Origin of the sequence: Citrobacter sp. Ce104 (genome assembly GCF_030334595.1) — a bacterium.
In the GTDB taxonomy this organism is placed as follows: Bacteria; Pseudomonadota; Gammaproteobacteria; order Enterobacterales; family Enterobacteriaceae; genus Citrobacter; species Citrobacter europaeus.
In genome coordinates this window covers 1-11,381 of record NZ_JAOWDP010000016.1, presented here as the reverse complement: position 1 = coordinate 11,381, position 11,381 = coordinate 1, and the positions used below count along the sequence as shown (strand labels likewise).

The following is an 11,381-nucleotide window of genomic DNA, read 5'->3' as shown; positions in this document are numbered from 1 at the left end:
CAGTATAAGGGTTTAAACGTAATAAAGAGACAGGGCACTCAATGAGTGCCCTGTTTGTTGTAAATAAAGATGACAGTTTTGTGAATCAATCAGCGTCGTAGCCGAGGTTTGGCGCTAACCAACGTTCGACTTCCGCCACGCTCATGCCTTTACGGAAGGCATAATCTTCAACCTGATCGCGCTGGATTTGCGCCACGGCGTAGTACTTGCTGTCCGGATGACTGAAATACCAGCCGGAGACCGACGCGCCTGGCCACATCGCAAATGATTCAGTGAGCTTCATCCCGGTGTGCGCTTCCACGTCCAGCAGTTCCCAAATGGTGGCCTTTTCAGTGTGTTCCGGGCACGCCGGATAGCCCGGCGCCGGGCGAATCCCCTGGTAGTTTTCGCGGATAAGTTCCTCGTTACTGAGATTCTCATTCGCCGCATAGCCCCAGTAAACTTTACGCACGCGCTCATGCAGATACTCCGCGAATGCTTCCGCCAGACGGTCAGCGATCGCTTTCACCATGATCTTGTTGTAGTCGTCATGCTGGGCTTCAAAGGCGTCCGCCAGCGCATCTTCCTCCAGACCGCCGGTAACCGCGAAAGCACCGATGTAATCCGCTTTGCCGCTCAGTTTCGGCGCGACAAAGTCAGACAGGCAATAGTTGGCGAAACCGACTTTTTCCGTCTGCTGGCGCAGGTGATGACTCACGTTGATGACGTGCGTACGCGTCTCGTCACGATAAATCTCGATGTCGTCACCCACGCGGTTGGCCGGGAATAAACCCACCACGCCGCGCGGATTCAGGGTCTTCTCAGCGCTGAGTTTATCCAGCATGTCGTTGGCATCTTTGAACAGGCGCTTCGCCTCTTCTCCTACCACCTCATCTTCAAGAATGCGCGGATATTTCCCGGCCAACGACCAGGTCATAAAGAACGGCGTCCAGTCGATGTAATTGCGCAGGGTTTCGATGCTGGCTTCCACTTCCTGCACGCCGAGGCGGTGCGCCACCGGCGGCGTGTAGTTTTCCCAGTCGAAGGCCAGATCGTTGTCGCGAGCGACCTGTAACGTTACCGGCGGGGTACGCGGTTTCTTACGCGCATGCTGAATACGCACGGTTTCGTACTCTTTACGCGTACGGGCGACAAAGTCATCACGCTGGGTGTCTGAGAGCAGCGCGGCCACGACGCCCACGGTACGCGAAGCGTTCTGCACGTAAACCGTCGGGCCACTGTAGTTCTGCTCAATTTTCACCGCAGTGTGTGCTTTCGAGGTGGTCGCACCGCCAATCAGCAGTGGGATGGTGAAGCCCTGACGCTCCATTTCTTTCGCCACGTTGACCATTTCGTCCAGCGATGGGGTAATCAGCCCGGAAAGGCCAATCAGATCGGCATTCACTTCACGCGCCGTTCTGAGGATTTTCTCCGCTGGCACCATCACGCCAAGATCGACGATTTCGTAGTTGTTACATTGCAGCACCACGCCAACAATGTTTTTGCCGATATCGTGCACATCGCCCTTCACGGTCGCGATGACCATCTTGCCGTTGCTGGAACCTTTCTCTTTGCTGGCCTCAATGTACGGTTCGAGGTAGGCCACCGCCTGCTTCATCACACGAGCGGATTTCACCACCTGCGGCAGGAACATTTTTCCCTCGCCGAACAGGTCGCCGACCACGTTCATGCCGTCCATCAGCGGTCCTTCAATAACCTCGATCGGACGCGCAGCTTGCTGGCGCGCTTCTTCGGTATCCAGCTCAATAAACTCGGTAATGCCTTTCACCAGCGAGTATTCGAGGCGCTTTTTCACGTCCCAGGTGCGCCATTCCGCCATCTGGGCATTCGCCGTGTCGTCGGTTTTACTGCCGCGATATTTCTCAGCCAGCTCCAGCAGTCGTTCGGTGCCATCGTCACGGCGGTTAAGGATCACGTCTTCAACCGCATCGCGCAGCTCGGCGGGCAGGTCGTCATAAATCGCCAACTGTCCGGCGTTGACGATCCCCATGTCCATACCGTTGCGAATGGCGTAGTAGAGGAATACCGCGTGAATAGCTTCACGTACCGGGTCGTTGCCGCGAAACGAGAATGAAACGTTTGAAACGCCGCCGGAGATCAGCGCATGCGGCAGTTCGCGTTTGATGTCCTCACAGGCGCCGATAAAGTCCTGCGCGTAGTTGTTGTGCTCATCAATACCGGTCGCGACGGCAAAGATGTTCGGGTCAAAGATAATGTCTTCCGGCGGGAAGCCCACTTCTTCGGTAAGAATTTTGTACGCCCGACGGCAGATCTCGATTTTACGCGCGCGGGTGTCGGCCTGCCCCTGCTCGTCAAAAGCCATCACCACCACCGCGGCACCGTAGCGACGCAGAAGCTTCGCGTGATGAATAAAGGTCTCAACCCCCTCTTTCATCGAGATGGAGTTAACGATGCCTTTACCCTGAATGCACTTCAGCCCTTTCTCGATAACGTCCCATTTCGAGGAGTCGATCATGATCGGTACGCGGGCGATATCCGGTTCACCGGCGATCAGGTTGAGGAAACGCACCATTGCCGCTTCGGCGTCGAGCATCCCCTCATCCATGTTGATATCGATAATCTGCGCGCCGCTTTCCACCTGCTGGCGGGCGACATCCAGCGCTTCGCTGTATTTCTCTTCTTTGATCAGGCGTTTAAATTTCGCCGAACCGGTGACGTTGGTGCGCTCGCCGACGTTCACAAACAGGCTGTCGTCGCCGATGTTCAGCGGTTCAAGGCCGGACAGGCGGCAGGCAACCGGGATTTCCGGCAAACGGCGTGGCGGCAAGCCATCCACCGCGCGGCTCATGGCGGCGATGTGTTCCGGCGTGGTGCCGCAGCAGCCGCCGACCACGTTGAGAAAGCCCGCCTGCGCCCACTCGCGGATTTGTGCCGCCATGGTGTCGGCGTCGAGATCGTATTCGCCAAAGGCGTTTGGTAAACCGGCATTCGGGTGCGCGGTCACGTAGCATTCGGCAATGCGCGACAGTTCCTGCACGTACTGGCGCAGCTCGTCCGGACCTAAGGCGCAGTTCAGGCCGAAAGTCAGCGCATCCGCGTGGCGCAAGGAGTTATAGAATGCTTCGGTAGTCTGGCCGGAAAGCGTACGCCCGGAAGCATCGGTGATGGTGCCGGAGAGCATAATCGGCAGCTCAACGCCCAGCGCTTCGAATTCGGTTTTCACCGCAAAAATAGCGGCTTTGGCGTTCAGGGTATCGAAGACGGTTTCAATCAGGATCAGGTCACTGCCGCCTTCCACCAGCGCTTTGGTAGATTCACGGTAGGCGGCCACCAGTTGATCAAAGGTAATGTTGCGGTAAGCCGGGTCGTTAACGTCAGGCGAGATAGACGCCGTACGGTTGGTTGGGCCGAGCACGCCCGCGACATAGCGCGGTTTTTCCGGCGTGCGCGCCGTCCATTCGTCTGCCGCCGCACGCGCCAGTTTAGCTGCCGTAAAGTTGATTTCCGCCGACAGGGATTCCATCTGGTAATCCGCCATGGCGATAGTCGTGGAGTTAAAGGTGTTGGTTTCGATGATATCCGCGCCCGCCTCAAAGTAGGCGTTATGGATCGCGGCGATCACCTCCGGTTTGCTGAGCACCAACAGGTCGTTGTTGCCTTTCAGATCGCACGGCCAGTCGGCAAAGCGTTCGCCGCGGAAATCCTCTTCGCTCAGACGATATCCCTGGATCATGGTGCCCATACCGCCGTCCAGCACCAGAATACGTTCATTTAACTGCTGACGTAATTGTTCTACTTTGCTGCTCACACTCGCTCCCGACAACGCTCAACCAGACCGAAAAAAACTCAACAGGCCATACTGGCACAAACCTGAGAGGTGGAAAAGGGAACAACGGCCAACATGAGACATGTTCAGCTTCACTCATCCGATCAGTACAGGAATTCTTGCATTATAATTTAATAAAACGAAAATGATTTCCACGATACAGAAAAGGAGTCCGCCATGGTTGCCACAATCCCCGCGAAACGCGGTAGAAAACCCGCCGCTGCTACTGCGCCTGCAACCGGGCAGGTTCAGTCTCTGACCCGCGGCCTGAAGCTACTGGAGTGGATTGCGGAATCCAACGGCAGCGTGGCGCTAACCGAACTGGCGCAGCAGGCCGGCCTGCCAAATTCCACGACTCACCGTTTATTGACCACCATGCAGCAGCAGGGTTTTGTCCGCCAGGTCGGTGACTTAGGACACTGGGCCGTCGGTGCACATGCGTTTATCGTCGGCAGCAGCTTTTTACAAAGCCGTAATTTGCTGGCGATTGTCCACCCGATCCTGCGCAAGCTGATGGAAGACTCCGGTGAGACGGTAAACCTCGCCGTGCTGGATCAAAGCGACCATCAGGCCATTATTATCGACCAGGTGCAGTGCACCCAGCTGATGCGCATGTCCGCGCCTATCGGCGGCAAACTGCCGATGCACGCTTCCGGCGCGGGTAAGGCGTTTTTATCCCAACTGAGCGAAGAACAGGTGACTGGCCTGCTACACCGTAAAGGCCTGCACGCTTACACCCACGCCACGCTGGTGTCGCCGGTGCATCTGAAAGAGGATTTGGCCCAGACGCGCAAGCGCGGCTATTCCTTTGATGATGAGGAACATGCGCTGGGCCTGCGCTGCGTGGCGTCATGCATTTATGACGAGCACCGCGAGCCGTTCGCCGCTATTTCCATTTCCGGACCCATTTCGCGCATTACCGACGATCGCGTGACCGAGTTTGGCGCTATGGCGATCAAAGCGGCGAAAGAAGTGACGCTGGCGTATGGCGGGATTCGCTAAGATGGGATTGCCGGGTGGCGGCTACGCCTTATCCGCCCTACGGTCGGTTTCATAACGTACGCTGAAACGCTGTTTGCGCCGGTAGGCGTAAACATCTTCCACATGCCCGTTTTTAATCCGCGTTTGCAGACCCCGCCAGTAGTCGGCGCTGAACAGGTCAGCGTGCATCTCTTCAAATAGCGGCCCGATGCGCGGGTCGGCACAAAGCCAGTGACGAAACTCTTCCGGGAAGACATCTCCCGGCGATACGCTGTACCACGGCTCAGCGCTCATCTCATCTTCCGGGTAGCGTGGCGGCGGGATATGGCGGAAATTCACCTCCGTCATGTAGCATATTTCATCGTAGTCGTAGAACACCACGCGCCCGTGGCGGGTCACGCCGAAGTTCTTAAACAGCATATCGCCGGGGAAAATATTGGCGGCAGCCAGTTGGCGAATCGCGTTGCCGTACTCTTCAATGGCATCGCGCAGTTGCTGGCCTTCGACCTGCTCCAGCCAGATATTCAGCGGCACCATCCGTCGTTCGATATACAGATGGCGAATGACAATCTGATCGCCGAGATCGGTAATTTTTTCCGGGGCTTCCTGCAATAACAGCGCCATCAGCGCCGGATCGATTTGCCGTTTATCCAGCACAAAGTTCTCAAACTCCTGAGTGTCAGCCATTCGTCCAACGCGATCGTGCTCTTTGACCAGTTGGTAGCAGGCGCGGACGTGGGCGGCAGACATCTCTTTTTGCGGGGCAAATTTGTCTTTGATGATTTTAAACACCCGGTCGAAGCCCGGCAGGGTAAACACCAGCATCACCATGCCGCGAATACCCGGCGCTTCGATAAAATGCTCATCGCAATGGGCAAGATAGAGCAGATACTCGCGGTAACTTTCGGTCTTCGCGTGTTTCTGACAGCCAATCGCCATGTACAGTTCGGCGGTGGTTTTTCCGGGCAGGATCTCGCGCAGCCACTCCACCAGCGCCGCAGGCAACGGAGCGTACACCATAAAATAGGAGCGGGCGAAGCCAAACACAATGCTCGCCTCCGCTGTCGTGGTCAGACAGGTATCGACAAACAGTTCGCCTTCGTCAGTCCGGTGGATTGGCAATAAAAACGGCAGCGTCCCGGAAGGGGTGATCAACTTACCAACCAGCCAGGCGGCCTTGTTGCGATAAAACAGTTCGTTCGCCACCTGTAAATGACAGCGCTGCAACATATCCGCACCCAGAGTTTCGGTCAGGTGTTCGATGATGTAGTGGATATCACGATGTTTGTTCTGCCACGGTAGACGCAGAGGCAGATCGCTGAGAACGCGCGTTAGCAGCCACTCCCAGCCGGTATCAGGAAAGAAGTCTTTCGCCAGCGGACGTGGGATCGTACGAAAACGGCGCTCTGGCTGAGAACTGAAAATAAACAGCCGCTCGGGAGTCAGCGAGCGGTGGTCAAATAACCGGCAGTAGACGGAGTTAAAGAAACTCTCCGCAATCTCGAAGCGTGGGTAATCCGGCAGTAGCCGGGTGTAATGCTCTTTCACGCGAAGTAAAAAATCCGCGTCGGTACTTTTACCGTCAGTAATGCAGCGCAGCTGCTCCACCACCAGACCCACGTGATGATCGTAAAGGTGAATACGGCTTTTCATCGCCTGCTGAACCGCATGCCAGTCGGCATGTTCAAAACGCTGCTGCGCGCCGGAGGTGACTTCCAGAAAACGCCCGTACTGGGCGTCGAAACCTTGCAAGATAGTCTGAGCAATCAGTAATTCCAGGCCACGCGTCATCGATTTCTCCCATCCGGCACAACGTCATGCCGGATGGCGCGTTCGCTTATCCGGCCTACATCCCTTCGTAGGCCCGGTAAGCGCAGCGCCACCGGGCATTAATCAAAACTGCGATTCTTCGGTCGAGCCGGTCAGCGCGGTCACCGAGGAAGTACCGCCCTGAATGATGGTGGTGACTTTATCGAAGTAGCCTGTACCCACTTCCTGCTGATGGGATACGAAGGTGTAACCGTCTTTAGCCGCCGCAAATTCTGGCTGCTGAACCTTCTCAACATAGTGGCGCATGCCTTCGCCCTGCGCATAGGAATGCGCGAGGTCGAACATGTTGAACCACATGCTGTGGATGCCCGCCAGGGTAATGAACTGGTATTTGTAACCCATATCCGACAGCTGCTGCTGGAAGCTGGCAATGGTTTTGTCGTCGAGGTTTTTCTGCCAGTTAAACGACGGCGAACAGTTGTAGGCCAGCAGTTTGCCTGGGAATTTCGCGTGAATCGCATCGGCAAAGCGCTTCGCCAGTTCGAGGTCCGGCGTGGAAGTTTCACACCACACCAGATCCGCATACGGTGCGTAGGCCAGGCCACGACTGATCGCCTGCTCAATGCCCGCATGCGTACGGTAGAACCCTTCGCTGGTACGTTCGCCGGTGATGAACTCGCTATCGTAAGGGTCGCAATCAGACGTAATCAGATCGGCTGCGTCAGCATCAGTACGCGCAATCACCAGCGTCGGAACACCCATGACGTCGGCTGCCAGACGGGCGGCCACCAGTTTCTGGATAGCTTCCTGAGTCGGAACCAGCACTTTGCCGCCCATGTGACCACATTTTTTCACCGATGCGAGCTGATCTTCGAAGTGAACGGCCGCTGCACCAGCCTCAATCATCGATTTCATCAGTTCAAACGCGTTCAGTACGCCACCAAACCCAGCTTCCGCATCGGCAACAATCGGCAGGAAGTAATCGACATAGCGCGGATCGTTCGGCTCAATACCGGTTGACCATTGGATCTGGTCGGCGCGACGGAATGTGTTGTTGATCCTGTCCACCACTGCCGGGACCGAGTTCGCCGGATACAGCGATTGGTCTGGATACATGCTGGATGCCAGGTTGGCATCTGCCGCCACCTGCCAACCTGAAAGGTAGACCGCTTCAATACCGGCCTTCGCCTGCTGCAGCGCCTGACCGCCGGTCAGCGCGCCGAGGCTGTTGATATAACCTTTCTTCGATTCACCGTGCAGCAGACGCCACATTTTCGCCGCGCCAAGCTGCGCCAGCGTACATTCCGGGTTGACCGAGCCACGTAATTTCACCACTTCCTCCGCGCTATATGGACGGGTGATGCCTTCCCAACGCGGTTGAGTCCATTCGTTCTGTAATTCTTCGATTTGTTGAGTACGGGTTTTCATGTGCAGATGCTCCATATTGTTATGTGGTGGATTACGCCAGCAGGCGGTAACCTGGCAGGGTGAGGAAGTCGATTAAGTCATCTGATGTGGTGATTTGTTCCATCAGGCGCGCGGCATCGTCAAAACGCCCGCTGCTGTAGCGGTGCTCGCCCAGTTCGTCCTGAATCACTAGCATCTCTTCGGCCAGCATCTGACGGAACAGCGGTTTGGTAACCGGCTTACCGTTGCTGAGCGTCTTCTGGTGGTGGATCCACTGCCAGATGGAGGTACGGGAGATTTCGGCGGTGGCCGCATCTTCCATCAGACCGTAAATCGGTACGCAGCCGTTACCGGAGATCCACGCTTCGATGTACTGCACCGCGACACGGATATTGGCGCGCATGCCTTCTTCAGTACGCTCACCTTCACAAGGCGCCAGCAGTTGTTCTGCGGTAATCGGCGCATCTTCTTCACGGGTCACGAATAGCTGATTTTTGTTTTCACCGAGTACGTCGTTGAACACCGCCATAGCGGTATCTGCCAGTCCCGGATGGGCAATCCATGTGCCGTCATGACCGTTATTCGCTTCCAGCGCTTTGTCCGCTTTTACCTTGGTCAGAACCTGGTTGTTACGTTCCGCATCTTTGCTGGGAATGAACGCCGCCATGCCGCCCATCGCGAACGCGCCGCGTTTATGACAGGTTTTAATCAGCAGACGCGAATAGGCGCTGAGGAATGGCTTATCCATCGTCACCACCTGACGGTCCGGCAGCACGCGATCCGGGTGGTTCTTCAGCGTCTTGATATAGCTAAAAATGTAGTCCCAGCGACCGCAGTTCAGGCCCACAATGTGGTCACGCAGGGCGTGCAGAATTTCGTCCATCTGGAAAACAGCCGGCAGCGTTTCAATCAACAGGGTCGCTTTAATGGTGCCGCGCGGCAGGTTAAAGCGGTCCTCTGCATAGCTGAACACTTCGCTCCACCATGCCGCTTCTTGCCAGGCCTGTGTTTTTGGCAGATAGAAATAAGGGCCGCTGCCTTTCGCCAGCAACGTTTTGTAGTTGTGGAAGAAATAGAGGGCAAAGTCGAACAAGCTGCCTGGGATGGATTCGCCACGCCAGGTGACGTGTTTTTCCGGCAGGTGCAGACCACGAACACGACACACCAACAGAGCCGGATTGGGTTTGAGCTGATAAATTTTACCCGCTTCATTGGTATAGCTAATGGTGCCATTGACCGCATCGCGCAGGTTGATCTGCCCGTCGATAACTTTGCTCCACTCAGGAGCCAGCGAATCTTCAAAATCAGCCATAAAGACTTTGACGTTCGCGTTCAGCGCGTTGATGACCATCTTGCGCTCAACCGGTCCGGTAATCTCTACGCGGCGATCCAGTAAATCATCAGGAATTCCGCGGATCTTCCAGTCACCCTCACGAATGGAAGCCGTTTCCGAAATAAAATCAGGCAACTTACCGTCATCAATATCCTGCTGCTGCTGGATACGCGCAGCCAGAAGTTTATTCCGCTTTGGCGTAAATCTTGTCACCAGCTCGGTAAGAAACTCTATCGCTTCAGCGGTCAGAATTTGTTGCTCCTGTTCGCCGCTCGGCCTGGTAAAGACCAGTTCATCGGTTGTCGTTGCCTGTTGATTCATTGCGTAGTTCCTCGTCATTGATCCAAACACATCCCCAATGCGAACGAAGGATCGTTGTGCGGTTTTCGTTCAGCACAACTAAGACTACTCATTTAAATTTCAAAATCAAAAACAATTTCCATTTTTAATTTAATTATCAATTAACTTATTGATAACAATATAAATTAAATTTAATTACATGATGAGGTGCGTTTCGGAAATAAAAAAGGCACCCGAAGGTGCCTGATTCAACATGCTGAAACGCTTAAGGATCGTCTGCTACAGAAGATTAATCCAGCGTTGGATTCATGTGACGCAGATCATATGGCGTGATCTGGTAGACGTAATAGTTGAGCCAGTTGGTGAACAACAGATTGCCGTGGCTACGCCAGGTTGCCCGCGGTTTGTTTTGTGGGTCATCTTTCGGGAAATAGTTATAGGGAACTTCCGGCGTTAAGCCCGCTTCGACGTCACGAAAATATTCGCTGCCGAGTGTGTGATCGTCATACTCAGGATGACCCGTCACGAAGGCAATACGTTTATCTTTGCTGGCAAACAGGTAAGCATCTCCCTCTTCGGTTTCAGCAAAAATCTCGAGATCGGTGTAGTCGCGGATAAGCGCAGCAGGGAAATCGGCATAGCGCGAATGCGGGGCCAGGAACGCATCATCAAATCCACGCGTCAGCAGCGCATGAGGGTGAAGAATATGGTGCTCATAGACGCCTGAGAGCTTATCCGTGCGGGTTTGCTTGGGAATTCCGTACAGGATATTCAACGCGGCTTGCACCGCCCAACAGACAAATAGCGTCGATGTAACATGATCTTTCGCCCATTCAAGCACTTGTTTAATCTGCGGCCAGTAAGCCACATCATTAAACTCAACCAGGCCCAACGGCGCGCCGGTCACAATCAGTCCGTCAAAGTTCTGATCGCAGATATCCTCGAAATTACAGTAAAAGTTATTCAGATGCTCCGTTGGGGTGTTGCGTGACTCGCGGGCATCGATGCGCAATAGCTGAACATCTACCTGCAGCGGTGAGTTAGAGAGTAAACGCAGAAACTGGTTTTCCGTTTCAATCTTCTTGGGCATCAGGTTGAGGATGAGCACCTTCAGTGGACGAATTTCCTGACCGGAAGCGCGGGATGTCGTCATCACGAAGACGTTCTCCTCACGCAAGAAATTGACGGCGGGTAGCTCGTCCTGCACGCGAATTGGCATAACCTGATAACCTCACTACATACGCTTAAACGTTTAGACATCCAGATAGCTGAAGATACCCAGGAATTATGCGAATGTCGAGCCTGCATCCTCAAGTTGAGAAAGTTTCACGGCTCCTTGCTGTAGAATAGTGGAGTAAAGAAAAAAAGGAGAATGCTATGACCATTACCATTCGTCGTTCGCGTCAGGACGAAGGAGATAAGTTAGTTTCTATTTGGTGTCGTTCAGTAGATGCCACACACCATTTCCTCTCTGCGGATTATCGGATTGAGCTGGAGGAGCTGGTGCGTTCATTTTTACCTGAAGCCCCTCTATGGGTTGCAGTGACAGAACAGGATGAGCCCGTCGCCTTCATGCTCCTTACCGATAAGCATATAGATGCGTTGTTTGTCGATCCGGATGTGCGTGGGAGTGGTGTGGGTAAGTTGCTGATTGAACATGCTTTATCAATGAGTTCAACGCTAACAACCAACGTTAACGAACAGAATGAGCAGGCAGTTGGATTCTATAAGAAGATGGGATTTAACGTGACGGGACGTACAGAAGTGGACGATCTCGGACGGCCGTACCCGTTACTCAACCTC

7 protein-coding genes are annotated in these 11,381 nt (G+C 54.5%); 2 read left to right on the top strand and 5 right to left on the bottom strand.

Going from position 1 to position 11,381, the window contains the following annotated elements:
* Nucleotides 1–85 precede the first annotated feature (85 nt).
* Nucleotides 86–3,769, bottom strand: a complete 3,684-nt coding sequence (gene metH / locus OGW16_RS00895) for a methionine synthase (protein ID WP_043018040.1) — start codon at nucleotides 3,767–3,769, stop codon at nucleotides 86–88.
* Between the two features lie 195 nt (nucleotides 3,770–3,964).
* Here metH and iclR point away from each other — a divergent pair, with 195 nt between their 5' ends.
* Complete coding sequence (gene iclR, locus OGW16_RS00890) at nucleotides 3,965–4,789, top strand: glyoxylate bypass operon transcriptional repressor IclR (protein ID WP_043018039.1); 825 nt, start codon at nucleotides 3,965–3,967, stop codon at nucleotides 4,787–4,789.
* Nucleotides 4,790–4,810: 21 nt separating this feature from the next.
* Here iclR and aceK read toward each other — a convergent pair whose 3' ends face one another.
* From aceK to metA, 4 genes are all read right to left on the bottom strand, one after another.
* On the bottom strand, nucleotides 4,811–6,559 hold the full coding sequence (aceK, locus tag OGW16_RS00885; RefSeq protein ID WP_087052824.1) for a bifunctional isocitrate dehydrogenase kinase/phosphatase: 1,749 nt from the start codon (nucleotides 6,557–6,559) through the stop codon (nucleotides 4,811–4,813).
* 102 nt (nucleotides 6,560–6,661) lie between these two features.
* Nucleotides 6,662–7,966, bottom strand: a complete 1,305-nt coding sequence (aceA, locus tag OGW16_RS00880; RefSeq protein ID WP_286517563.1) for an isocitrate lyase — start codon at nucleotides 7,964–7,966, stop codon at nucleotides 6,662–6,664.
* A 31-nt stretch (nucleotides 7,967–7,997) separates the two neighbouring features.
* Nucleotides 7,998–9,599, bottom strand: coding sequence for a malate synthase A (aceB, locus tag OGW16_RS00875; RefSeq protein WP_181230905.1), 1,602 nt, complete (start codon nucleotides 9,597–9,599; stop codon nucleotides 7,998–8,000).
* A gap of 268 nt (nucleotides 9,600–9,867) precedes the next feature.
* A complete protein-coding gene (gene metA / locus OGW16_RS00870) occupies nucleotides 9,868–10,797 on the bottom strand; it encodes a homoserine O-acetyltransferase MetA (protein ID WP_043018036.1) in 930 nt (309 codons plus the stop codon).
* Between the two features lie 158 nt (nucleotides 10,798–10,955).
* Between metA and OGW16_RS00865 the strand changes: the two genes are divergently transcribed.
* A partial coding sequence (locus OGW16_RS00865) for an acetyltransferase (protein ID WP_286513414.1) occupies nucleotides 10,956–11,381 on the top strand: 426 nt, incomplete at its 3' end.